Below are 24,757 nucleotides of genomic sequence, written 5' to 3'. Positions count from 1 at the left end.
CTTAGTGGGGTGCTTAAACCTCACCTGCGGCAGCCGCATTGCTGGTAGATTCCCGCGCAGCTCATCTTCGTGCTACGCTGCGGCAAAGCCAACGGGAAAGACCCCGGAGAACCGGGGCCTTTCCAGAGGGAAGCTAGGAATGCTTGCCTATGTGCCATGAACGGGTTAGTGCGAATCGAGGTCATGCCCCTCGAAGGCATCGAGCGCGCTCTGCTTGGCGCCCACGAAGTAGACGAGGGCAAAGCCTGCGACAACTGAGATTGCATAGCCTGCGAAGTATACAAGCGGGCTGATGTTCACGAGCACGCCGAGGATACCGGAGACGTTCACGGCTACCGAGCCTTGGGTGAAGAAGCCCATGACCGCGCCGCCGACTGCACCGCCCAGGCAGGCGAGGGGGAAGATACGGCCCAAGGGGAGCGAGACGCCGTAGATAAGTGGTTCGCCGATGCCCAGGATGCCTGCGGGCAATCCGCCCTTAATGGCGCTGACGAGGTTCTTATTGCTGCGATACTTGACCATGAGGGCGAGCGAAGCGCCTACCTGGCCGCCGCCCGCAAGGGATCCAAAGGGATACAGCGGGGTGTAGCCAACGCTCTGGATGAGGGCGGTGTTGATGGGCGTAAAGCCATGGTGGATGCCCAGCATGACCAGGAAGAGCCACGAGAACGAGAGGGCTGCGCCGCCGAGCGGGCCGGCATTTTCAAAGAGCCACATGAGGCTGCCGGTGATGAGATCCAGGACGAATCCGAAGACGGGCTGCAGCACAAAGAGGGTAAGCAGGCCAACGACGATGATCGACACAAGGCTCGGCACATGGATTGCCAGCGAATCGGGCGTGCGCTTCTTAACCCACTTCTCCACGATCGCCATGAGTGCGCCAGCAGCGAAAGCTGCCATGACGCCACCGCGGCCACTCTGGAAGACAACGCCCGGGATGCCGGTCGCGGCGCCCTCGAGCGCGCCAACGCTGATGACGATGCCGCCGCCCACAAGGCCAAGATACGGGTTGCCGCCAAGATTCTTACAAGCAGACATAGCCACGGCGATGTTCAGATAGGTGAAGAACGTACCGGCGAGTACGTTGAGCGCGCCCATGAACACCGATCCGCCGTCGGCAACGTTAGCCGGGTTGAAGAACTCGATGCCCGCAACGTCGTAGGCGCCTACAAAAATCTGCTTGAGGCCGAAGAGCAGACCGGCGCCGGCAAAGACCGGAATCAGCGGTAGGAATACCTTCGAGATGTACGCGAAGAGTCCCTTAGCATCATGCTTGTGGATAACAGCATGGTCCTCAGTCTGCTGTTCCATCACCTCGATGCCGAGCTCCTTCATCTGGTCGCAAATGCGGCTTGCGGCGCCCGGGCCCACAACGATTTGGAATCCCGTATCGTCTTTCATGACGGTAAGGACTTCAGACAGCTTCTTGATTTCCTCGACATTTACCAGATCTTCTTGCTTTACCTGGACACGTACGCGCGTCATGCAGTTTTCTAGCTCGGCGATGTTGCCTGCTCCACCCAGAAGCTCAAGGAGCTTCGACGCAATCGGCTGACTCATGAAACCCTCCTTTATCGGGAGCCGTGTGCAGAGTAATACCGGTACTGAAACTCTTATCTAAAATATAATTTCATTTTTGGTACACAAGTACGAAATTTCCTAGCAGGCGGCGAACGGCATCATTTTTCCTTGTGAACGGTTGAAGCAGTCGTTGAGAGGCGTTGCTGTGTGCCGCTATTGCGTCCCTACAGGGCATCGGGGCTCTGCATGATGGAACGGTATTCCTGCAACAGCTCGCGCGGGTTGATATCGAGTTGGCGCGCCACGAGCAGGAAGAGGATGTCGACGATGATGGCCTGGGCGTAATTCGAGAAAAGCGTAGTTACGCGCGTGAGCTGCTCGACAGCAGGGCAAAGGAGCGCGTAGTCGGAGATGGACTGCAGGGGAGAGTCGCCCTGATGGGTGACCGTAATCAGCGGGCATCCATTGTCGTGGGCGTTGCGCGCGCCCTTGACCACGTCGGTGGTGAAGCCTGAGTACGAGAAGGCGATGGCTACATCGTTCGCGCCGGCCGAGTCCGCCATCTGGACGTTCATATCGGAATCGGCGCTGTAGATGCAGCGAACCTTGAGCTTTACCAGTTTTCCCAGAAGGTTGCTTACGGCAAGCGCCGAGGCGCCGATGCCGAAGAGGTAGACCGATTCGGCTTGAGCAATGAGCCTCGCTGCTTCCTGTAGGGTTTCCATGCTGTTGACCTCGAGGGTCTTGCTGCAAACGTCGGTAATGTGCTGCAGGTAATCGGAGGCAAGACGCTCGGGCGACCCGACGATGCTCATGGCTTCTTGGAAATCTTCGGCAGCCCGGTGGTCCGACGAGGCCGCCAGACTCACGCGCATGTCACGAAGGGAATCATAGCCAAGTTTGCGGCAGAAGCGCGTGATGGACGAGGCAGACGTGCCGATTTCGGCGGCCATATCGTGGATGCTGAGCGAGAGCGCGCGCGAAGGATGGTCGATGATGTACTGGGCGATCGTGCGCTGCGATCGCGAATACGTGGGCATATTTACCTGGATCGTTTCGAAACATTCCATACAAGCACCATTGTTTGAACTGGTTTCCTTTTGTTTCTTCGCAGCAATCATAACATCTTCGCTGGCATATCTCGGGGGAAGGGCTTGCCTGTGTGCTGGCGACGTGCGCATCGCATACCCCCGTAGGCGGAGGGGAGCATACCGTTTATAGAAATCAGAGAATGAAATCTAATTGCAATTTGGAAGAACATGGCATGATGGTCGCACGTTCTCTGCCACATTTCTCATCGAGAGGAAACATCATGGTCGATCTCTCCACGCTTACCACCGAGTCGCGTAACCCGAACACCATGAATCTGGACGAGATGAGCTCGCTTCAGATTGCACAAGCCATGAACCGGGAGGATGCCCATGCCGTTGAGGCAGTGGGGATGGTTTTGCCCTTGGTGGCACAGGCTATCGACTGGGCGCAAGAGAGTTTGGCCCAGGGCGGGCGAATCATATATATGGGCGCTGGAACCAGTGGCCGATTGGGCGTGCTCGATGCGGTTGAGTGCCCGCCTACGTTTGGCGTCTCGTCCTCTACCGTTGTGGGAATCATGGCAGGCGGCAGCGGAGCATTCGTTTCCGCCGTCGAAGGGGCCGAGGACGATGCGGATTTGGGCGTTGAGGACTTGCGAGCCATTGACCTTGACCCGCGAGATTTGGTCGTCGGCCTTGCCGCTAGCGGCCGCACGCCGTATGTAATCGGCGCGATTGACTACGCGCGCTCGGTAGGGTGCCGTACGATCGGAATCGCGTGTAATGCTTCGTCGCAGGTGGGGGCACATGCCAACCTCGCTATCGAGGCGGTGGTGGGTCCCGAGGTGCTTACCGGGTCAACGAGGCTCAAGGCAGGTACAGCACAAAAGCTCATCCTTAACATGATATCGACCGGATGCATGGTGCGCTCGGGCAAGGCCTACCAGAATCTGATGGTCGATGTCCAGCAGACCAACGAGAAGCTGCGCGAGCGCGCCAAGGGAATCGTTGTGAGCGCAACCGGCTGTACGGATCAGGTGGCCTGGGATGCGCTCGACGAAGCGGGCGGCGAGGTGAAGACCGCCATCGTCATGGTGCTCTGCGGGCTTAGCGCCGTTCAGGCACGTGAACAGTTGGCTGTGGCAGGAGGCCACGTACGAAAGGCAATAGATAGGTAGCTCATTCGAAGAGTTTTTCCTAGCAGGGTATGCCTAGTAAGAGACGGCACGATCCTTCGGCTGCTCGAGGTTTGCCGGAGGCCCGTTTTTCCTATAGCACATCGTGCGGACATCTCCCAAATATACGAACAAAAGTTCCACGAACAAATGTTCTAATTAATCATTAAAATGGAACCAGGGAAGGGAGCTGGAGAAAGGAGATGGACGCTATGAGGCACGAGGGCAACGATGAGGTTCTGCTGTTCGAAAGCGAAGAAGATGAAGAGGCGCTGCGCATCTCCTGCAGGGCGACGAAGGAGGGCGGGCTGGTAATTCACCAGATGAGCGAGGGCGAGCTTACGGCGTGGTGCTTCGAGGAGTCTCCGCATAAAGTGGAGGTGACCGTTTCGCCGCGGGCCATCGCGCCCATGCTGGAGTATCTCCATGCAGAGGACGTGCAGCAACTTAGCAACTTGCTTGCGGCGGCATACAGCGGATACGACGCATCTATACGCATCCGTGCCCTCATGCGGCGCTTAGGGGTGGCGTATGAGGTATCTGAGCACCCCATCGTTCGATAGAAAAGGGGATGGGCGCGTGCCGAATATGCGCCGATTCTAATCATTATCGCGGGTCCCGCGTAATCTACCAGCGAGTTTCGTACTTTGACAATGCAACATCATGCAGGAGATAACTTTTTTAAAAAAATCTCTTGACGCACCCGGGGGAGAATGCCATTATAGTTAGCGCGTTGCGGCGTTACCTCAGCTGGATAGAGGGTCTGACTACGAATCAGAACGTCATAGGTTCGAATCCTATACGCCGCACCAGTTGAGATTGAAGGGCGCTCCTCGGAGCGCCCTTTTTCTGTTAGCGCATACGTTCGGCGGCTTAAACCGACCTGATACGAAAACGTCGCATCGCTTCGTGTTCCATGTGCTCACAATGAAAGATGACAAGCCATCTTGGGAGGCATCCGTGCCCGCGTGCCTTGGTGGCCGTGAGGCGAGGAGGTTGCCATGGCAGAACAAGCATCGGAGACACAGGTTTACAAGCTTTCTGTCTTGGCACAGCGTCAGCATCTGCCTTCGCTTCCTGGGCAGGAAGAGGGTACGACGTACGGGGTTGTGTGGAGCTCCTTTCCCATGCCGGCGCACGGATCGTGTTATGTCGTGAAGTTCAACAACGCGCGGAGCATCTCGTTCCTTGCCTACATCGATGACCAGGGCGCGGTGTTTCCTGTGGATCAGCCCATCACGCTTGCGCCTGCAGCGTGCCCGGATTTCGCCGTTACACCCGATGAGCGTGGGTATTCTGGAACGGTGCTCATACGCGGGGAAGGGGCTTCGCTACAACCCTTGAGCAAGTATCGCGGTTCGTTTAAAGGGACCATGCGCGAGGTGAGTGACTCCGAGACATGGAACACGTCACGCAGCCTAACGTATCGTCCGTTTATGGCATCGATGTACCTACGGTATTGCGTGTTTGATTCTGAGCGGCGGAATGTAGGAAAAGGCCCTTCCATCTCTATCGACATGAGGGCATATCCGCTCGACGAGCCCGTTGACATCATGGGGGCCTTTTCCCGGCTACCCCTTCCAGATGCCATCGACGCCGTGGTGTATCAGATAGGCGAACATGATCGGTCCTCGGGCATCGAGCGCTTTGCGCGCCGCGTTTTCGGCGAGATTGATGTCGATTTCCTCCGGACGCTTATGCAGCGGAGTTCGATTGCGCTCGCGTATATCGAGCGCATGGACGCCTATTACATCAACTTCGATCATACGGCCTTTTCTGCGGGGGAAGCAGATGCCATCTATGCGGTTGAGGCGGCTATCAACCGCCTGCATCGCGTGCTGGGGATGCTGGGGTTTGCGCATTGCGCAGCGAGCGCATCACCCTCGGAAGAAGCTTGCTCCGCTTACGACCAGGCGGCGTTCTCCGGTATTACATCGTGGGTCAAGCGGCTGATGGATGATGCGATTTCTGCAAATGCATGGATTCAGCCGGGGCATATCGCCGCGCGGCCTGGAGGGGAATGGGACGTGCGGACGCGCTTCGCCTCTTCATGCGAGCGCTTGGGGCTCATTGTGCGCCTTGAGTACGATTACCGCTTCGATAGTGCTGCCCGGGAGCTCCGCGTTCGGTTCGGTGTGCCTCAAGCTTCGAGTATGCCGGCATCACGATTCGATGTGCTCGAGGGTGCTTGGGTGTCCATCGACAACGATGAACGGGCTCGATATGCCACCGAGTACGCCAATCGAATGGCGCTGGTGCTAGCTGCTGCAGCATTTTCGTCGAGCTTGAGCATGAGGCGGTTCGTGGTAGAGAAGTGGGACGCCATGCGCGACGCCTCGCTTTCCGTTGCGTTCGACCGTACGGAGTTCACAACGCACCTTATGCCGCTTGCAAGTGAGCTCGACGGTGCCCCGCTTTCATGCGAAACGGCAACGGAGCGGTTGTCTCGTTCGGTTACTCCCGAACGCATGCAGCGGGATATCCCGGCTTCTCTGCAGGCGGCTCCACGTGAGGACACGCGTCCGTTGCCCCGTGCCCTACAGGATTTGCTGCTCGCCGATTCGATTGACGAGCTCGAGGTCATGGAGGTGCCGGATGATCCATATATGGCTCGATGTAACGAGCTGCGAGCATCTGCGCCGTCTGACCCTGCTCGCGCGGAGCGGGGTTATACGGAGCTCATCGAAGAGCTCGAGGCGCGGTGTGCCGCTGTGGAGTTCATGAGCGACCGGCCAATCATCACACGGTTCTGCGAGAACCATCTCGGGCGCATCCTTCTGCCCGTGCTCGAAGAAGACCGCTCCGTGCGCATCAACCGTGCCCCCGATGCCCTGTTCTTCGCTCGGTATGAACTTTGCGACCTGTATATGGGCGCAGGGGCGTTCGAGCGCGCGCTGCCCGAGGCTAGAAAGCTTCTCGACCTGGCGACGACCTCGATGCAATCATATTCAATGCTGGTGAACGTGCTTGCACGGCTTGAGCGCTTCCAAGAGGTTATCGACGTGGCCAAGAATGGCTTGCGCGTTGCCTATGATCGAAGCTCCATTGCGTACCTCTTTTATCGTGTGGCTTTTGCCTATTGGGTGCTGGGGGATCGTGAGACGGCAATGGCGTGCTATCGGTTGGTGCCGCGCGATGAACACATCACCCCCATGGCCGATGAAGAGCTTTCGCAGCTGTTGGCGGAAATGGGCCGCTCGGAGCGTCCGACGTTGCGCGAGGCAGCAGCTCGGGCCGAGCAGATGGGTGTTCCCGTGCCTCCGAGCCCCGAGACGGCAAGCCAGGTTGCCGATGCGACGGTGCTTCTTACAGATAACGGTTTTCACTACCTTGCTAGTCGCTGCGTCTACCATATGTGGCGCATCACGGCGCGCGACGAGCTCAGTGCTGTGCATCGGTCGCTACTGCCGTAGCGAGTTTAGCCATATCCAAGCGCCCCCCGCCCAACGCGCTCGATAGCAAGAAGCCCGGCTCCCAAAGGAAACCGGGCTTGTCTTGTTTGACTGGCGGAGAGCTGGGGATTCGAGGCGGCGCTTCGCGCCGCCCGCCGCTGCGGCGCCTGCGGCACCTTGCGCGCTCCGCTGGAAAACGCCCCGCGTTTCCTCAGCTCCGCGCCCTCTCGGGGTTCGAATCCCCGCATTCGGCAGCAAAAAGCCCGTATCCCTAGGGACACGGGCTCTGCGATTCGGCTGGCGGAGAGCTGGGGATTCGAACCCCAGATTCCCTTGTGGGGAATACTCGCTTAGCAGGCGAGCACCTTCGGCCTCTCGGTCAGCTCTCCGTTAGCAGCTAACTATACTAGCGTATCTTCAGGCCTGAAGACAAGGATGAACTTCAGCCTCTTGAGAATTGCGCAAGAAACGGAATGCGCAGGGGTGCTGCGTGGCGGTCTAGAGGCTTGCGCGCCTGATCACGATATTCTCATGGTGTTCCCGTAGCTTATCCCATGAGAAGAAGGCGACCAACTCTTCGGCGCTACGCGGCTTGTCATCGGGGGTGATTCCGGCCAGATGGGCGACCCATCCCAGAAGATGCTCGGCTGTACCGAAGCGCTGGCGAAGCTCTCCCATATCGAGATCGTGGTCGCGCTTGGCGAGACGCCTTCCGTCTGACGCAAGCAGAAGGGGAATATGGCCATACCTCGGTTCATCGTATCCGAGCAGACGCTGAAGGTAGATTTGCCGCGGCGTGGAGCTTAGCAGGTCGCACCCGCGAACGATCTCGTTCACTTTCATCGCTGCATCGTCAACCACAACGGCAAGCTGATAGGCGAAGACCCCGTCGCTGCGCCGAATGAGGAAATCTCCGCAATCCAGGGCGAGGATCTGCCGTTGCCGTCCGAAGACGCGGTCGGCAAACGAGATGGTCCCTTCGGGTGATTCGCACGCAGGAACTCGAAGGCGCGTTGCGGGCGGCCTTACGGCGCTTCGGGCGGCAACTTCCGCAGGGGTGAGATTCCTGCACGTTCCCGCATATACCGGGGTTCCATCGCTCGCGTGGGGTGCGCTTGCGGCGTGGAGCTCGGCTCTGGTGCAGAAGCACGGGTAGGTGAGGCCGGCTGCTGTAAGGCGCTCCACCGCGTTGCGATATAGCTCTTCTCGATCGTGCTGAAAGACGGGTTCGCCTTCCCAATAGAGCCCCAGCCAGCGCAAATCGTCGAGCAGTAGGCTCGTCCAAGGGCCGCTGCGGGTGCGTTCGTCTAGGTCTTCGATGCGCAGGAGAAGCGTTCCGTTTGCGCTCCTGATGGAAAGCCAGGCGAGCAGCGAGGCATATATATTGCCGAGGTGCATGCGTCCCGACGGGGTCGGGGCGAAGCGTCCGACGAGTTTGCTTTGTCCATGTTCGATATCCATGCGCACGAGTATACGCGACTGCGGTCGGGGGCGGGCAGGCGACGTTCCAAAGCCATAAGGGTGCAGATGCGCACGCAAGACCCGTGAAGTTCCGCATCCACAAGGGGGCTGTGACGCTCCATGTCGCAATGCCCTCGGCATTTGGTGTTCTCCGTAATCACGAGGCGTCGATGTTACTGCAACCACAAGGGCCCCACACCTTGCGATGCGGGGCCCTTCGGAAAAGGGGGGCAATGAAAGCTACCAGACGATGGCATCTCACGCGGAGTGTGCGCCTGCTGGCGGTAACGAGCTGCTCCTGCTCGTTCAGGTTCGCACGACCTGCCCCTCGAGTTGCGTTCGGGGCAAGGGCGCAACCGGGTGCGCTACAGCGGCAGCGCCGTAAGCTGCGTGTAGACGCGTGCCTGGTACTCGCGATCGAGGTCGTAGAGGCCCTTGGGATCGCTGCCGAAGAGCTTCATGTTCGTGATCATGTCGCGCGCGTTGGTCTCCTCTTCGCCCTGCTCGGATACGAACCAATCGAGGAACTTCATCGTGCGCACATCGTGGACCTCATGAGCCACCTCATAGCAGTGATGGATGAGGCTCGTCACGTACTCCTCGTGCTCCAGGCCCGCTTCAAGCGGCTCTAGATCGTTCTGGAACGTCTTGTCCGGCTTGGCGATGGCCTCCATGGTGGGCGTGAAGTCGTTGTCGAGCAGGTACCGGCGGATGGCCATGGCATGATCCATCTCTTCCTTCGCCTGGATTTCATACCAGTTGGCAAAGCCCTTGAGGCCGCGGTCCTCGTAATAATCGGCGAAGGTCAGGTACAGGTAAGCGGAGTAAAGCTCCTTGTTGATCTGCTCGTTGAGGACCGACGAGACGCTCTCGTTCATGGCCATGGCTGCCTCTTTCTGCTCGCCCTGTGGGGAGGGGTACGTATGCTGTCGCGTAAGATATACCCAAACGGTCGAATCCATACGCGTGCCGCGGTCCCCCTCAACTCCAACACATCTTGGCCCCCGGGGAGCTTTGTGGTCGCCTTGACCTGCACGGCAGCGCTCCGTAGCCAGCACGCACCTGTTTCCTGTTGGCACACGCCAACTCACCGGCGCATGTCCGCTCGCCGCAGACGGGACGTTTCTGTCCGGTTGCCTTGCTATACTTTGCCCAACTGTAGGACACGTGTGGGGCGGTGCCATGGAACCTATCAACATCATGGTGAAGCGCGAAGCTATCGTGAGATACGGGGCCGGTCGGGGGCACCGGCACGGAGCCGGGCAGGGTCACAAGGCGGTAGCGCTTGCCATGACGGCATGTGCAATTGTCTGTGCGATCATCTTGGCGCTCCCAGCGCTGGCTTTTGCGGACAGCTATCCTCACGTGCGCATTTCTGCCGACGTGCAGGCCTCAGGCGATGTGTACGTGACCGAGACGCGAGTATTCGAGTTTAGCGACGACGGCAACGGCGTCTACTGGAATATTCCGGAATCGTATAACGAGCAGGGCGGTCTTTCGCGCATTACCGTGACGGATGTTCGCGTTGGCGCAGAGGGCGATGCACGGGGGACGTCCTTTAGCCAAGTCTCCTCCGCCTCGCTCGGCGATAGCGGGGTGTATACGGTCGAGCGCAGCGATGGCACGGTCCAGCTCATGGTCTACGAGCCCCATAGCGAAGATGGCGTGCAGCAGGTCACGGTGAGCTATACGCTCCAAGGGGCAGTGATGGCATGGGCCGATACCGCAGAGCTGTACTGGCAGTTTATCGGCCCCGATTGGGAGGAGAACTCGCAGGACGTGATGCTCGTCATTTCCTTCCCTAACGGCTCGCAGGATGCGGAGCGGGCGGTTCGTGGAGAAAACTTCCGCGCGTGGGGGCATGGCCCGCTCGACGGCACCGTCGAACCCGACGCAACGGTGCCCGAGGTTCGCTACAGTGTTCCGGTCGTGTCGAGTGGCACCTATGCCGAGGCGCGGATCGCGTTCCCCCTCGCGTGGGTGCCCGAATTGGTGGCGAGTGGAACAGGGTCCAGCGAAGAGCGGCTTTCGACCATCGTTTCCGAGGAGGAGACATGGGCACGGGAGGCCAATGAGCGTCGTGAGCAGCAACGGTTCGAGCGCATGGTGCAAAGCATCGTGATGGTGGTCGTATCGGGCGCCTTCGCACTGGTGCTCGCGGTCGTCAAGGCGACCCATCGCTCGCCCACGCCCCATTTCGGCGATACATACCTCGACGAGCTTCCGAGCCATGATCATCCTGCGGTCATCGCCGCGTTCGATCAGGGAGGGACCGTGAACGAACGGGCCTTCGCTTCGACGCTTATCAAGCTAACCGCTGAGGGTGCGGTAGGTATCGACGGCCCCGGTTCTCAACCGCCTGCTGCCGAAGACGGTCCTATCGCGGAAGATGAACCCGAGAATGGCGATCGGCCCCCTTCGCGGGCATATGGCCTCAGGCTTCTCGATCCCGCTCGCCGTGAGGAGGCGAGTATCGATGGCGCGGCGTTGCGGCTCTTCTTCCGTTCCAACCGGCCCGCGGTGAGCTTCGATTCGATGTCCGACTACGCGGGCGATAATCCTGAGCGCTATCGAGAGCTCGTGGACGATTTCACTGGTGAGGTGGATGCCGCGCTCAGCGAGCGCGCGCTCATCGCATCGACCGGCAAGACCGGATCGGTGGTCTCGCTGGTTGCCGGCGGAGCGATTCTGGTGGGCGTTCTTGTTGTTGGCGTCGTTGGCGAGTTGTGGATTCCTATGGCCATCTCGGTGGTGCTCACCCTTATCGGCATGGTGTTGGGGTGCACGCTTAAACGGTTGACGCCCGAGGGCGCTGAGCTCCGGGCTCGCTGCGACGCTTTCGTGCGGTGGCTCAAAGAGTATGAGGCGCGCGATTGCGCCGCCCCTTCCGATCCGGCGCAGTGGGGCGACATCTTGGTCTATGCCGTCGCGCTTGGGCTCGACTCCGAGCTCGTGAGGGACCTTGCTCGGCTCATCCCCTCCGAAGCGGTGGTTGCCGGCGGATATTACCCCATGTATTGGTGGTACATCCCGCACGGGCGGCACCATACGAGCCCTCTTGACCGTGCAGATACGAATAGCGCCATTAGCCCGGCGGCGCTTGCAAGCAGCGCGAATAGTTCTGGATCGGGATTTGGCGGAGGATTTTCGGGCGGCGGCGGAGGCGGCGTTGGCGGCGGCGGAGGCGGCTCGTTCTAGCGGCGTCACGCGGCTGGCGGTGCTCTGCAGGGTGCCGGCGCTCGGCGGAGAACGGCGCTTTGCTGGGACGGCACCCTGCGAGAGCGGTACCTTGCGGCGGCAGCGGCGTTTCGCGAAGTGTTGGTGTCTTGCGAGGCGGCGATATCTCGTGAGGTCTTGGTGCTCCGTAGCGCGCTTGCCTGTTCCGCCCTCTGTCTGTTGCGCTTGGTTAATGGGCAAGGTCTGCGGTATAGAGATACATCTCGCTGGGAAGCAGTGCTCGTTCGCTTTGTTCTGGTTGGTGCGCGGCGGCTCGCTTGAGGCCGTGGCGCTCATAGAATTGCCAAGAGCAATCGGTATCGGTGAAGAGGTATGCCTGTTCGGCACCGGCATCTTGGCAGAAGGAGCATGCCGCATCGAGCAGCGCGCTGCCTATCCCTAAGCCGCGGGCCCGGTGGCTCACGGCAAGGAGCGTGATCTGCCCCGCTTGCTCAACGGAGCAAGCGGCGGCCAGCTTTTCGTTCGCACGTTGCTCGGCTTTGATCGCGGCATCAAATTCACGGATGGCCACAGGATCGATTCGTGCCATGTCGTGGTGCAGGTCGTTCTCAAGCCGTTCCCATGCGCTGGCGTCGATGGCGCTATAGCGGGCCTGGCTACCATGGGGATCCCGGGCAAGCACGATACCCATGGCTTCGTCGTTTACCACCGCTACCAGCGAAAACGTCGAAATGGAGAGACAGTGGGCTAAATCGCAGCGCGCTTCGAGGGTGTTATAGAGCTCGTTGCGGGAACGGTCGTGCCAGACGCGGCGGAGCATCTCGGCGATATCTTCAAAATCCTCATCCATGAATGACCGGTATTGAACGTGTGAAACCACAGGTGGCTCCTTCTTTACCTGCCCTGACCTGCGGTTGCGAAGTGGATACTGGGTCAGGGCGCAGCATGTTGATACATACCCTGCCGACAGAGGTAGTTTCGCTTCCCGGTTACCCGGCTTTTTCTTCAGAACAACGCCATATGAGTACGCTAACGTCCGCTCGTTGCGCTACATTATTGGGATATCTACTGTTGCATGGTTGCCTGGGCAATCGGCGCTGCGGCAAGGAGGGCTAATGGGTTCAGAAGGCAGGATCGAGCGTGCGCTCATTTCGGTGACCGATAAAACGGGCATCGTCGAGTTCGCGCATGCGCTCGTCGAGAACTTCGGCGTCGAGGTTATCTCGACGGGAGGCACGGCAAAGGTTCTCGAGGAGGCGGGCATCTCCGTTACGCCAATCGAGGAGTTCACCGGGTTCCCCGAGATGATGGACGGGCGCGTCAAGACGCTGCACCCCAAGGTTCACGGCGGTCTGCTCGCGCGTCGCGATTCCAAGAAGCATATGGCCGAGGCGGAAGAGCACGGCATCAAGATGATCGACCTCGTCTGCGTGAACCTGTACGAGTTCGAGAAGACCGTCGCCCAGCCCGATGTGACCTTCGAAGATGCCATCGAGCATATCGATATCGGCGGCCCCAGCATGCTTCGCTCGGCCGCGAAGAACAACGATTCCGTGACCGTGGTGTGCGATCCGGCAGATTATGATGCCATCCTCGAGGAGATGCACGTCCATGGTGGCGCGACCACCAAGAACACGCGCCGTCGCCTTGCAGCGAAGGTTTACACGCGTACGGCTGCGTACGATACCGCCATCTCCATGTGGCTCAACACCTATCTTGAGCTGCAGGACGAGGCCATCGACCCGGATGATCCGTTCGATATCCCGAGCGTGTTCGGCATGCAGCTCACCAAGGTGCAGGATCTGCGCTATGGCGAGAACCCGCACCAGACGGCAGCGGTCTTCCGCTTCGGGAGCGATTTCGAGCAGCTCGGCAGCTCGCCCAATCCGCTGGTGGGCGCTGAGCAGATCCAAGGCAAGGAGCTCTCGTACAACAACTTCCTCGACGCCGATGCGGCATGGAACGCGGTGCGCGAGTTCGATGAGCCCGCTGTGGTGATCTTGAAGCATCAGAACCCCTGCGGCTCCGCTGTTGCCGATGACGTGACGACCGCATACGATCGCGCGTTTGCGTGCGACCCCAAGAGTGCCTTCGGTGGCATTATCGCTGTGAACCGCGAGGTGCCGCTTTCGCTCGTCGAGCATTTCGCCGACGTGAACAAGCAGTTCGTCGAGGTACTCATCGCGCCGAGCTATACCCCCGAGGCGCTTGAGCGCCTGAGCCGCCGCCAGAACCTGCGCGTGCTCGCCACCGGCGGCGCCGAGGGCCACGCCAAGCTCGAGCTGCGCTCCGTCGACGGCGGTATGCTGGTGCAGTGCGTGGACACGGTCGATGAGGATCCGTCCGAGTTCACCTGTCCCACCTCGCGTAAGCCGACCGATCAGGAGATGCGCGACCTGCTCTTTGCCTGGAACGTGGTGAAGACCGTGAAGTCCAACGCCATCCTTGTGGCAAAGGACCAGGCGGGCATCGGCATGGGGCCGGGCCAGCCCAACCGCGTGGATTCGGCGCTCCTCGCCTGCGAGCGCGCCGAGGACGCCTGCGAGCGCATGGGTGTTGAGCCTACGGGCTTCGTTGCCGCGAGCGACGCCTTCTTCCCGTTTCGCGACAACGTTGACGTGCTGGCGGAGCATGGCGTCACCGCGATCATCCAGCCGGGCGGTTCGGTGCGCGACGACGAGTCCATTAAGGCCTGCGACGATCACGACATCGCGATGATCTTCACCGGCACTCGTCACTTCCGTCATTAACATGTCGGATTGGGGTTGTTCCCAATCCGATATTTGAACCTCGGAGTTACTCGCTGAGGTGATTTGGGGCAAGGGCGCCAGGTTTCTTCATTCCCGCTGGCTTTGGGATAAAGATGCTGGGCCCCTTGCCCTTTCCTTTGTGCCATTCGGCGATATATGAGACAGTTGTGCCAGGTTTCTTTGTCTCATTGTGTATGACGAAACGATGCGAGGATGTATGAGCGATACCGCAACGCAGGAGTTCCACCTTGCAGAGCCAGCGCTTGTGTGCCGTTGGCGATTGGCGGGGCGGCACGTGCCCCTGCTCAACCGGCATATGCGCGCGCTTTCTCAACGAAGCGTGGCGGGAAAGCCGCTCACGACAAACATGCTCGGATGGGTCAAGCAGCATATTGAGTGGTCGCTCGCCGAAGACGTGACGGTTGCTGCCGACGGCGTGCTCATGCTTGTCGTAGACGTTGAGGGCCAGGCGGCCATGAGCTCGGGCGCGTATGAGCCACTGGCAGATACATCGGCTGTCGCTCTTGCGGCGCGCGCTAGGGAGGCTCGCGACGAGGCGGCCGAAACCGGCGTCGCTCCCGAGGTGCTCTGCGCGATGCGCGCCGGAACGCTCACCATAGGGGCTCCCGCCGGGGAGCATCTATGTGGGGCCATGACCTTTGTGCGCCAACTCGCCGAAACCAAGGGCCTGGCCGTTGCCTACGAGCCCGACCTTGGCCGCGTGGCATCTGGGTGCGCGGGTGTGCCTTTCCTTGTTTCCGATGAGCACGGTGTAGTGGGTTCGCTGCCCTCGGCTTCTCGCGGGGCATCCGATGCATGCAGTGCGCAGGAAGGGGTGTCGGTGACCGAGGTCCCAAGCTGCCGGCCAGTGGACACTGATGCTTCCGAAGATATGGATTCGCGCGGCGACGCTTCCAGCGATACGGCATATATAGCGTTTTTCGGCGACGCTTTCGAGACCCTGCGCGACAGGGCTCGCTAAGGCTGCCATGCTCGTGAGCGCACTAAAGGCGGGCGGGCGCAATTCGGCCTTTCGAGGTGCGAGCCCGTGCCTGGGGTTCGCGCTTGGGGCATAATGGGACAAAGCCGCTCCCGCATCCTGCCGGGGCGAAGGCGCTTACAGAAAGGTGTGCCCCATGCCCCTTATCTATGTGGTCGAAGACGATGCGTCCATTCGCGGAGAGCTCGTGCAGGTTCTCGAGCGCAACGGCTTCGAAGCGGCATTTTGCGAAACCTTCGAAAACGTTGTTGAGGACATTCAAGCTGCTGGCCCGGATCTCGTGCTGCTCGATTTGACGTTGCCCGGCACCGACGGCCAGTTCATCTGCCGCGAGCTCCGCGCCGTTTCGGAGGTCCCCATCATCGTGCTTACCTCGCGCGTAACCGAGATCGACGAGGTCATGAGCATGACCATGGGCGCAGACGACTTCATCCCCAAGCCCTACAGCTCCCGCGTGCTCGTGGCGCGTATCCAGGCACTGCTGCGGCGTACAACGGGCGCGGCCGATCGCAGCATCCTCGAGCACCATGGCGTTGCGCTCGACCTCTCTCGTTCCACGGCAACGGCGGTGGGCGGTACGGTCGAACTCACCAAGAACGAGATGCGCATCCTCGCGCTGCTCATGCAACGGGCGGGCACCATCGTCTCGCGCGAGGACATCATGCGTGACCTGTGGGATTCGGACGCGTTCATCGACGACAACACGCTTACGGTCAATATCAACCGCCTACGGGCGACGCTCGCGAAGATCGGCGTCAAAGATTATCTGGCCACGCATCGCGGCCGCGGATACTCGGTGTAGGCGGATGCTATGAAGCTGCTCGGTTATCTCCGCTCCTGCCTGCCCACCATCGCGCTTGTCGTTGCGGCGGTCGCGCTCTCGGCATTCATCCTCGCTGTTTCGGGCGCGGGGCTTGCGGTCATCGTGCTCGTTTCCATCATCTCGTGCCTGGGCTTGGCGCTCGCGCTCGCCGCAGATTGGGTGCGCAAGCGTCCGTTCTACGATGACCTTGCTTCGTGTGCCGACGATGCACAGCGGCCGCTCTGGCTGTCCGAGGTGGTCGAGCGCCCCGATTACCTGGAGGGTGCCATCACGTACGATGCCCTGAGCGCCATCTCGAAGGCTGCAAACGACGGGGTGAACGCTTACCGCAGGCAGGCATCGGAGTATCAGGAATATATCGAAACCTGGGTCCATGAGGCGAAATCTCCCCTCGCGGCTGCGCACCTCATGCTCGACAATCTGCGAGCCGAGGCGGACCACGTCGAATCGGTCGATAAGCTGCGTGCGCTCGACGACGAGCTGTGCCGCGTTGAGGGCTTTATCGAGCAGGCGCTTTTCTACGCTCGCTCCGAAACCGTTGACCGCGACTACTTGATTCGAAAGTATCGGCTGGGGGACTTGGTTGCCGCGTCGGTAAAGGCGAATGCGGCGACGCTCATCGGCGTGCATATGGCACCGGTGATGCACGATCTCGACTTCGAGGTGTTCACCGATGAGAAGTGGATTGAGTTTATCTTCGGGCAGGTGATTCAGAACGCAGCCAAATATGCTCGGCGGGACAACCCACGCCTTGAGTTTAGCGGCGTGCTGCGCGACCGAGGGAACGCGAGCGAGCGCGTTGAGCTTACCGTGCGCGATAACGGTTGCGGGGTGAGTGCGGCGGATCTTCCCCGCGTTTTTGACAAGGGCTTTACCGGTGAGAATGGCCGCAGCGGCAAGCGCTCAACGGGAATCGGTCTTTACCTGGTTAAACGGTTGTGCGACAAGATGGGCGTTGGGATCTTGGCCGATTCGGTGGAGGGCGAGGGCTTCGCGATCACGTTCTCGTTTTCTACGAATAAGTTCCAATATGTCGATCGGGGAGGGGCAGCCCTCTAGCGCCCCCGACGCCTGAGATGCGTTCGTTCCAGTAGTGGGAATATCTTTTTGATCTGGCGGCGGTAAGCGCATGATGCCCTCGTGCAATCCTGGGGTTTTGCTGCGTTGATGCCTGGGTGTTTGCCGATGCGCCAAAAAGAAGCTCCCAAAACTGGCATGAACATTTGTGCCACGTTCCCTCTTGAGATAGCTCTGCTCCGGTGCCGATGGCGTTGCCGGGCAATGCGTGGACGCTGGGTGGTTGCCGGGCGACATTCGGACATCCGATGCGTTTTCAGGCAGCATTTGGACACCTGAGGGGTTTTCGGGCGACTTCTCGCCAGTTTTGGGCCTCGGAGCGTACCGATCTTGCCCGACAATCCGTGGGGCGTCCGATTGTCGCCCGAGAATGCCCGGGGCGTTCGGATGCCGCCCGAGAACCCCTCAGGCGTCCGGATGCCGCCCGAGAAGGCAATGCCCGTGCAAGCAAACGGCTGCAAAGGCGGCGGGGTGGCAACAGAGCGTATGCCCCCCCCTGTTCGCTTTACGAAGAAAGGCCCAGCAAAGCCGGGCCTTTCGGGGGTGTTTGAGTGCGAAGCAAGCGCCTCGCCGCCTATGAGGGGCAGCGCTACTTCACGACGAGGATGTCGCAGTCAGAGCTCCTGAGCAGGAACGTCGAGATCGACCCAAGGAGGGCGTACTTGATGGAGGAAAGCCCGCGGGCCCCGCACATGACGAGGTCGGGCTTTACCACATCGAGCATCTCATCCTTGAGCGTCTCGCGGATGCGGCCGGAGCGCACCATGATCTCGACGCTGGGGATATCCGGGTTGGCCTTGGCCTCCTCGACCGCAACGGCGATGGAGTCCCTGAAGGCAGACTCGAGCCCGTTGATCAGGTCGACGGGGTAAGCACCGGCAGACTCGAGCGCTGTCGAGTCGATAACATGCCCGATGTAGAGTTTCGCTCCATTATTCGCGGCTACCTTGATGGCGCGCGCGAGCACAAAATCCTGCTGGTCGGTACCGTCGAGTGCGACGAAAACCTTGCCATAGCCTTCTTCTACCATCGTGTGCCTCCTTTTTGCCGAGCACGGCGCAGCGGCTCGGTCTGAGCGCGCTGCTTCGATTTCCGTTATACCCTGCCCCATGCGCACGGCTTCTTATTATTCTGTGAACGTCGGCGCTTTTTTCGCCTGCGTCGCTCGAGCGGCCCGATAATGGCATGAAGTCATATGCACTTTTACGGCGCGCCTACCTTGACGCGCTCGCGAACGGTAAGGGGATACGTTGGATATCATCGAGCTGCTCAAATCGGCGTTTCTCGGTCTGGTCGAGGGCATCACCGAGTGGTTGCCCATCTCTTCGACGGGTCACATGATTCTCGTTGATGAATTCATCAGCCTGAACGTGACAAAAGAGTTCTGGAGCATGTTCCAGGTCGTTATCCAGCTGGGCGCCATCCTGGCGGTGTGCGTGTACTTCTTCCACCAGCTCAATCCGTTTAGCCCGAGCAAAGGCCCGGAGGGTCGTCGCGCCACCTGGACGCTGTGGGGGAAGATCATCGTTGCGTGCATTCCTGCAGCGGTGATTGGCATCCTGTTCGACGACTTCATGGAGGAGCATTTCTACAACGCTCCGGTGGTGGCCGCGGCTCTCATCGTCTACGGCGTTGCGTTCATCGTGATCGAACGGTGGCGCGCTCATAAGCTCGAGGTTCGCGTGGCGGCTGAGGGCGTGCGCCCGGGTAGCCGCCCGGCAGGGGCTCACTTCGCTCGTCCGGCCGAAGATACTGAGCCCACGGAAGGCGGCGACTTCGGCTCCATCACGAGGCTCGAGGATCTGCCATGGTCTACCGCGTTGGGCATCGGCGTGTTCCAGGTGCTTTCGCTCATCCCGGGAACCTCGCGCTCCGGATCGACCATTATTGGCGGCTTGCTGCTGGGTACGACGCGCTCTGTTGCCGCGGAGTTCACGTTCTTCCTGGCCATTCCGGTCATGTTCGGCGCAAGCGCCCTGCGCCTCGGCAAGTACGTGTTTCTCGATGGGGGCACGTTCGGGGTGAACGAGATCTCCATCATGGTCGTTGGCTGCGTCGTAGCGTTCCTGGTTTCGCTCGTTGCCATCAAGTGGCTCATGGGATTCGTGCGGCGCCACACCTTTACCGCCTTCGGCATCTACCGCATCGTGCTGGGCGCGCTCGTGCTTGCGTACTTTTTCGTTATTGGCCCGATGTTCGGCCTCGTGTAACGTGTGATAAAAACTACCCGGTCTGTTTTGTCATTTGTCATTTCGTTTCGATAGCGGCCGGGCCGGGACGTGCTGAGAGCGTCCCGGCCCGGCCGTGTGCTATGAAAATGATAAAAGCTACCTGGTCTGTTTTATCATTGCTTTCACTACTTGCTAGCTCACGAGATTAAGGAAGCTCTCTCCTTCGCCGTTGCCTGTGACACCGAAGTTGTCGAGAACCGTAGCCCCCAGATCCGAACACGTGGAGCGGAGTCCCAGGTCGGTGCCATGTGCCGCCATGGAGGGCGACCATGCGAGCAGCGGTACGAGCTCACGGGTGTGGTCGGTGCCGGTGTATGTGGGGTCGTTGCCGTGATCTGCGGTAACCATGAGCAGGTCGTTCGGGCGCATGGCGTCCATCACGCGCGCAAGCCGTTCGTCGAACGCTTCGAGCGCCTCCCCGTCGCCTCGGGCGTTGCGACGATGGCCATAGACGGCGTCGAAGTCCACGAGGTTGGTGAAGCACAGCCCTCGCCAGTCCTGGCTCATGACCTCGTCCACGTGGTCCATGCCATCCATGTTGCTCTCGTTGTGGTAGGTTCGGTCGAACCCCTGGCCGCAGAACAGATCCCATGTCTTGCCAACCGAGATGACGTCGTAACCGGCATCTTGAAGCATGGTAAGCGCCGTGGGGCCCGTGGGCATAAGCCCGTAATCGTGACGGTTCGCCGTGCGCTGGAAATCTTCCTTGCAGGTTCCCACGTATGGCCGAGCGATTACGCGCCCCATGGTGATCTTGGGCCCATTGATGAGCGTGCGGGCGTACTCGCAGATGCGGTACAGCTCATCGAGCGGGATAACGTCCTCATGCGCCGCAATCTGCAGCACGGAATCGCCCGAGGTATAGACGATGAGGTCGCCCGTTCGCAACTGCTCCTCGCCGTAATCATAGATGACCTGCGTGCCTGAGTACGGTTTATTGCAGAGAATGCCGCGGCCGGAGAAGGCGCGGAGCTTGTCGAGGAGCTCTTCGGGGAATCCTTCGGGGAAGTAATCCACATGGAAGCGAGTGGGCAGGCACATCATCTCCCAGTGGCCGTCGAGCGAATCGTTGCCCAGGCTTATGACCTGCATGCGGCCGTGCGCGCCACGCGGGGCCTGGGGTGCAGGCACGCCGGCAAGGCCGCCGGGGTGCGTATATGCCACGCCGAGCTGCGCCATGGTGGGGATGTTGAGCGGGCGGCCCAGCTCTCGCTCGAAGTATTCGGCCATATGCCCGAGGGTGTCGGCGCCAGCGCTCTTATAACGGTCAGCGTCGGGGGCGAACCCAACGCCGATAGAATCGATGACGATGACGAGGATGCGCTGGTATCTCATTCGTTGACCTCCTCGAGGATGGAGACGGCGGCCGAGACGCCCAAACGGGTTGCGCCGGCCTCGATCATAGCTTCTGCTGCCTCGAGCGTGCGGATGCCGCCGGAGGCCTTGACGCCCAGCTCTGGGCCAACGGTTTCTCGCATGAGGGTGATGTCGGCTGTGGTGGCCCCACCCGTGGAGAAGCCGGTCGAGGTTTTCACGAAGTCGGCACCGCCGGCAACGGAGAGTTCGCAGGCGCGGCGCTTCTCCTCGTCGGAGAGCAGGCAGGTCTCGATGATCACCTTGAGAAGCGCGCCCGCTCCATGCGTGGCGTTGGCGACTGCCGAGATGTCGGAGCGAACGGCATCGTCATTGCCGGCCTTGAGCTCGCCGATGTTGATGACCATGTCGATTTCCTGCGCGCCGTGGGCGGTGGCGTCGCGCGTCTCGGCAACCTTGGACGCCGTGGAGGTCGCTCCGAGCGGGAAGCCGATGACCGTGCAGGTCTTGACGCCGCTGCCTGCGAGCCCTGCCGCCACCCGAGTGACCCAGTATGGGTTCACGCACACCGAGGCGGTGCCGTATTGCCGCGCCTCAGCGACAATGCGGTCGATATCGGCTGCCGTTGCCTCCGGTTTGAGCAGCGTGTGGTCCATGTATGTGGCGAGCGAAGCGCGGGTGAGGTGCATTGCGGTCCTTTCATTCGGGTGAGGCTATGGTAGCGCGAGATGGCGGCGAGTGGCGTGGGCTAGCCGTAGCGCGAGGTAACGGCGAGCGGCGCGGATCAGCCGAAGCGCTCGACGCCTCGTGCGGTCACGCGGGCGAAGAGGAGCGGTTCGGGTTCGGGCTCATTCTCCTGGAACGTGAGAGCTGCCTGGAACGTGGGGAGCGCGCGAGACAGGTGCTCCGCATCTGCGGTGTGCAGGACAGCGACTGTTTCGCCCGCTCGCACAGCATCTCCTCGGTTTTTGAGGAGCGTGATGCCGGCAAGGTGGTCGATGGGATCGTCTTTTTTCTCGCGCCCGGCGCCAAGCTCAACGCTCGCCGTACCCACGGCGGTCGTGTCGATTGCACCGAGATAGCCGTCGCGGGGCGCCGCTACCTCATGGGCGATGGCGTCCCGCCCGAAGCGGCTCCTATCCTCGAGATAGCCGACGTCTCCTCCTTGGGCGGCGACTATCTCGCAGAGCTTGCGGAAGGCGGAGCCGTTGGCGATGGCCTGCTCAGCCAGGGCGCGGCCTTCGTCAATCGTGGACGCGCGCTCACCGAGGACGAGCATCTCGGCGGCCAAGGCACAGCATTCGCGGGCGAGGTCTTCGGGGCCGTGGCCGCGCAGGGTCTCGACGACCTCGATGACCTCAAGCGCGTTGCCGATGGCGTGCCCGAGCGGGCGGTTCATGTTGGTGATGAGCGCCACCGTTTCGCGCCCGGCTTCCTCGCCGATTGAGACCATGGCACGGGCGAGGTCGATGGCGGCGTCGAGGTCTTTCATGAACGCGCCCGATCCGGTTTTGACGTCGAGTAGGATGCGGTCGGAGCCGGCAGCGAGCTTCTTGCTCATGATGCTCGATGCTATGAGCGGGATGGAATCGACCGTGGCCGTGACGTCGCGCAGAGCATAGATGAGTTTGTCGGCCGGAACGAGGTTTCCCGTCTGTCCGATGATGGCCGCGCCATGCTCGCGCACGATGTGGAAGAAGCGCTCGCGGTCGATGCCGGTGGTGAGGCCGGGGATGCTTTCGAGTTTGTCGAGGGTGCCTCCCGTGTGGCCGAGCCCGCGCCCGCTCATCTTGGCGACGGGTACGCCGAGCGAGGCGACGATGGGCACGACGGCGAGCGAGGTCTTATCGCCCACGCCGCCGGTGGAATGCTTGTCGACTTTGATGCCCTCGAGCCCGCTCAGGTCCACCACATCGCCCGAATGCTCCATGGCGAGGGTGAGCGCGGCTGTCTCGCGCGCGTCCATGCCGCGGAGGAAGATGGCCATGAGGAGCGCCGACGCCTGATAGTCGGGAATCTCGCCTGCTACATAGCCCTGGACGAAGTAGCTGATTTCCTCGGGGGAGAGCGCGCGGCCGTCGCGCTTGTGCTCGATGATGTCGTACATGCGCATGGGAGGCTCCTTCTCCGCGCGGCGGGTTTGGGCGTTTCGGTCAGCAGTCGGGCTGGTTGCCGGAGAGGTTTTCCGGGCCGAAGCCCAGGGGCAGCAGCTCGTCCAGCGTATAGGACTTCGGCTGGTCGGGGCTGCCGGCGAGGATGATGCGGAAAGCGTTCGGCTGGCAGAACTCCATCATCACCTGGCGGCACACGCCGCATGGCGCGCAGGGTGCGGCGGGAGGCTTGCCCGCAGGGCCTCCCACGATGGCGATAGCTGCAAAGTCACGGTGGCCGTCGAACACCGCCCGGAGGAACGCCGTGCGCTCTGCGCAGGTTCCCGGAGCATGGGCGGCGTTCTCGACATTGCATCCGCCGTAGACGGAGCCATCGGTGCAGAGCAGTGCGGCCCCGACCGTAAAATGCGAATACGGCGCATACGCTCGTTCCCGGGCTTCGAGCGCTGCTGCAACAAGTTCGGAATCGGTCATGCTGGTCCCCTTCATGCGAAGCCGCTCGGGCTTTCAGGGGCGCCGCGCGGCGGGTAGGGCGAAGCGCTACGCCTCGGGAGTGGTGAGGGCCAGGGCGACTTCCATCATCTGGTTGAAGCTCGTCTGGCGCTCATCTGCCGGAAGCCCCTCGCCGGTGAGCGGCTTGTCGGAGATCGTGAGCAGGCACAGCGCCTTCTTGCCCGCGCGTGCGGCGTTCATGTAGAGCGCGGCCGCCTCCATCTCAACGGCGAGTACGCCCATCTTCTTCCACGCGAGCGCGGCGTCGGTGGTCTCTTCGTAGAAGGTGTCGCTCGAGAGCACGTTGCCCACGCGAATGTTCACGCCCTGCGCACGAGCGGCGGCAACCGCGCGCTCCAGCAGGTCAAAGCTCGCGATGGGCGCGAAGTCGCCGGGGAGGTTGAACTGGTGCGCGTACCGCGAGTTGGTGCATGCGCCCTGGGCGGCCACCACGTCGCGCAGCTGCAGGTCGTCGGCGTAGCCGCCGGCCGAGCCCACACGGATAATGGTGTCGACATCGTAGAAGTTGAAGAGCTCGTACGAGTAGATGCCAATGCTCGGCATGCCCATGCCGTGGCCCATTACCGTAACGGGATTGCCCTGATAGGTGCCCGTAAAGGCGAGCATGTTGCGTACCTCGTTCACACAGCGGACATCGTCGAGGTAGGTATCGGCGATGTACTTTGCGCGCAGCGGGTCGCCGGGCATGAGTACGGTCTTGGCGATATCGCCCGCGACGGCGCTGTTGTGCGGGGTTGGGGTGAGTGGCATAGCGGCCCTCCTCGTACGTGAATGGCAGTATCTATGTAACGATAGTGTATCTTCGCAGGGGGTATTCCGGAGTTAGGAAATTATTCGGAACGTGGAAGCATGCACGCGCACGTTCGGCAGGCGTGCGTCTCTTGACGTGCTCATCGTGGCGCTCTCCTGAGTATCTATAGCACTGTGGTAATTGCGCTGCATTTGCCGGGCGACATCTGGGCGCCGCGGGAGGTTTGGGCGACATCTGGACGCCGCGGGATTCTCGGGCGGTTTTCGGACATCACGAGCGTTCTCGGGCAAGATTCGGACGCTCGGGGGGCTCGGACAAAAAGTTGGACACCCATAGGTGTCCGGATTGGAGTCCGAGTGTACCCAGATGAAGTGAGGGCGGAGGCCGTGGAGGCCGTCCGCCTGGGGTTCAGCCTGGCAGAGGCGGCGGA

Annotated in this window: 20 protein-coding genes and 2 tRNA genes; 10 read left to right on the top strand and 12 right to left on the bottom strand. The window is 61.0% G+C overall.

The features are described from left to right. Positions 1–165: 165 nt before the first annotated feature. Together GJE22_RS09210 and GJE22_RS09205 are read right to left on the bottom strand one after the other, a co-directional pair. Positions 166–1,560: a PTS transporter subunit EIIC gene (locus GJE22_RS09210; RefSeq protein WP_144688811.1), complete on the bottom strand. Its 1,395-nt coding sequence runs from the start codon at positions 1,558–1,560 to the stop codon at positions 166–168. Between the two features lie 185 nt (positions 1,561–1,745). Continuing rightward, positions 1,746–2,591 carry a MurR/RpiR family transcriptional regulator gene (locus tag GJE22_RS09205; protein WP_186297455.1) on the bottom strand — a complete coding sequence of 282 codons (846 nt, stop codon included), beginning with the start codon at positions 2,589–2,591 and terminating at the stop codon, positions 1,746–1,748. Between the two features lie 242 nt (positions 2,592–2,833). Between GJE22_RS09205 and murQ the strand changes: the two genes are divergently transcribed. From murQ to GJE22_RS09185, 4 genes are all read left to right on the top strand, one after another. After that, positions 2,834–3,730: an N-acetylmuramic acid 6-phosphate etherase gene (gene murQ, locus GJE22_RS09200; protein WP_144688809.1), complete on the top strand. Its 897-nt coding sequence runs from the start codon at positions 2,834–2,836 to the stop codon at positions 3,728–3,730. 209 nt (positions 3,731–3,939) lie between these two features. Further along, positions 3,940–4,290 (top strand): hypothetical protein, encoded by a 351-nt coding sequence (locus tag GJE22_RS09195; protein WP_144688808.1) that lies wholly within the window; start codon positions 3,940–3,942, stop codon positions 4,288–4,290. A gap of 172 nt (positions 4,291–4,462) precedes the next feature. After that, positions 4,463–4,539: transfer RNA gene (locus tag GJE22_RS09190), tRNA-Arg, on the top strand. A 189-nt stretch (positions 4,540–4,728) separates the two neighbouring features. Further along, positions 4,729–7,140, top strand: a complete 2,412-nt coding sequence (locus tag GJE22_RS09185; protein ID WP_144688807.1) for a tetratricopeptide repeat protein — start codon at positions 4,729–4,731, stop codon at positions 7,138–7,140. Positions 7,141–7,417: 277 nt separating this feature from the next. Here GJE22_RS09185 and GJE22_RS09180 read toward each other — a convergent pair. The 3 genes from GJE22_RS09180 to GJE22_RS09170 all read right to left on the bottom strand — a co-directional run bounded on the left by GJE22_RS09180 (position 7,418) and on the right by GJE22_RS09170 (position 9,464). After that, positions 7,418–7,508 (bottom strand) — tRNA-Ser (locus GJE22_RS09180). 109 nt (positions 7,509–7,617) lie between these two features. After that, positions 7,618–8,580, bottom strand: a complete 963-nt coding sequence (gluQRS, locus tag GJE22_RS09175; protein WP_144688806.1) for a tRNA glutamyl-Q(34) synthetase GluQRS — start codon at positions 8,578–8,580, stop codon at positions 7,618–7,620. 365 nt (positions 8,581–8,945) lie between these two features. Then, entirely contained in the window at positions 8,946–9,464 is a 519-nt protein-coding gene (locus GJE22_RS09170; RefSeq protein WP_019128820.1) for a ferritin, read from the bottom strand. Positions 9,465–9,762: 298 nt separating this feature from the next. Here GJE22_RS09170 and GJE22_RS09165 point away from each other — a divergent pair, with 298 nt between their 5' ends. After that, on the top strand, positions 9,763–11,778 hold the full coding sequence (locus GJE22_RS09165) for a DUF2207 domain-containing protein (protein WP_144688805.1): 2,016 nt from the start codon (positions 9,763–9,765) through the stop codon (positions 11,776–11,778). Positions 11,779–11,986: 208 nt separating this feature from the next. Here the strand turns inward: GJE22_RS09165 and GJE22_RS09160 are convergent, their stop codons facing one another. After that, entirely contained in the window at positions 11,987–12,637 is a 651-nt protein-coding gene (locus GJE22_RS09160; RefSeq protein ID WP_144688804.1) for a GNAT family N-acetyltransferase, read from the bottom strand. Between the two features lie 235 nt (positions 12,638–12,872). On the opposite strand from GJE22_RS09160, the gene purH reads away from it, so the two are divergent. From purH to GJE22_RS09140, 4 genes are all read left to right on the top strand, one after another. Continuing rightward, positions 12,873–14,507, top strand: a complete 1,635-nt coding sequence (gene purH / locus GJE22_RS09155; protein ID WP_144688803.1) for a bifunctional phosphoribosylaminoimidazolecarboxamide formyltransferase/IMP cyclohydrolase — start codon at positions 12,873–12,875, stop codon at positions 14,505–14,507. Positions 14,508–14,724: 217 nt separating this feature from the next. Then, positions 14,725–15,489, top strand: a complete 765-nt coding sequence (locus tag GJE22_RS09150; protein ID WP_186297454.1) for a hypothetical protein — start codon at positions 14,725–14,727, stop codon at positions 15,487–15,489. A gap of 154 nt (positions 15,490–15,643) precedes the next feature. Further along, complete coding sequence (locus GJE22_RS09145) at positions 15,644–16,309, top strand: response regulator transcription factor (RefSeq protein WP_144688802.1); 666 nt, start codon at positions 15,644–15,646, stop codon at positions 16,307–16,309. Between the two features lie 9 nt (positions 16,310–16,318). Beyond that, entirely contained in the window at positions 16,319–17,389 is a 1,071-nt protein-coding gene (locus tag GJE22_RS09140; protein WP_144688801.1) for a sensor histidine kinase, read from the top strand. A 607-nt stretch (positions 17,390–17,996) separates the two neighbouring features. On the opposite strand, the gene GJE22_RS09135 is transcribed toward GJE22_RS09140, so the two are convergent. After that, entirely contained in the window at positions 17,997–18,437 is a 441-nt protein-coding gene (locus GJE22_RS09135; protein ID WP_144688800.1) for a universal stress protein, read from the bottom strand. 220 nt (positions 18,438–18,657) lie between these two features. Here GJE22_RS09135 and GJE22_RS09130 point away from each other — a divergent pair, with 220 nt between their 5' ends. Further along, entirely contained in the window at positions 18,658–19,617 is a 960-nt protein-coding gene (locus tag GJE22_RS09130; RefSeq protein ID WP_144688799.1) for an undecaprenyl-diphosphate phosphatase, read from the top strand. A 153-nt stretch (positions 19,618–19,770) separates the two neighbouring features. Here the strand turns inward: GJE22_RS09130 and GJE22_RS09125 are convergent, their stop codons facing one another. The 5 genes from GJE22_RS09125 to deoD all read right to left on the bottom strand — a co-directional run bounded on the left by GJE22_RS09125 (position 19,771) and on the right by deoD (position 24,326). Beyond that, positions 19,771–20,973, bottom strand: coding sequence for a phosphopentomutase (locus GJE22_RS09125; protein WP_144688798.1), 1,203 nt, complete (start codon positions 20,971–20,973; stop codon positions 19,771–19,773). Beyond that, on the bottom strand, positions 20,970–21,641 hold the full coding sequence (deoC, locus tag GJE22_RS09120) for a deoxyribose-phosphate aldolase (protein WP_144688797.1): 672 nt from the start codon (positions 21,639–21,641) through the stop codon (positions 20,970–20,972). Before deoC ends, GJE22_RS09125 begins: the two co-directional genes overlap by 4 nt. A gap of 95 nt (positions 21,642–21,736) precedes the next feature. Next, positions 21,737–23,065, bottom strand: a complete 1,329-nt coding sequence (locus GJE22_RS09115) for a pyrimidine-nucleoside phosphorylase (RefSeq protein WP_186297453.1) — start codon at positions 23,063–23,065, stop codon at positions 21,737–21,739. A 40-nt stretch (positions 23,066–23,105) separates the two neighbouring features. Continuing rightward, positions 23,106–23,537 carry a cytidine deaminase gene (gene cdd, locus GJE22_RS09110; RefSeq protein ID WP_144688796.1) on the bottom strand — a complete coding sequence of 144 codons (432 nt, stop codon included), beginning with the start codon at positions 23,535–23,537 and terminating at the stop codon, positions 23,106–23,108. A 66-nt stretch (positions 23,538–23,603) separates the two neighbouring features. Beyond that, on the bottom strand, positions 23,604–24,326 hold the full coding sequence (gene deoD, locus GJE22_RS09105) for a purine-nucleoside phosphorylase (protein WP_144688795.1): 723 nt from the start codon (positions 24,324–24,326) through the stop codon (positions 23,604–23,606). Between the last annotated feature and the right edge of the window lie 431 nt (positions 24,327–24,757).

The organism is Enorma shizhengliae, assembly GCF_009676995.1.
GTDB lineage: Bacteria > Actinomycetota > Coriobacteriia > Coriobacteriales > Coriobacteriaceae > Enorma > Enorma massiliensis.
The sequence above is the reverse complement of the archived record's forward strand: the minus strand, read 5'-3'. Positions and strand labels throughout refer to the sequence as shown.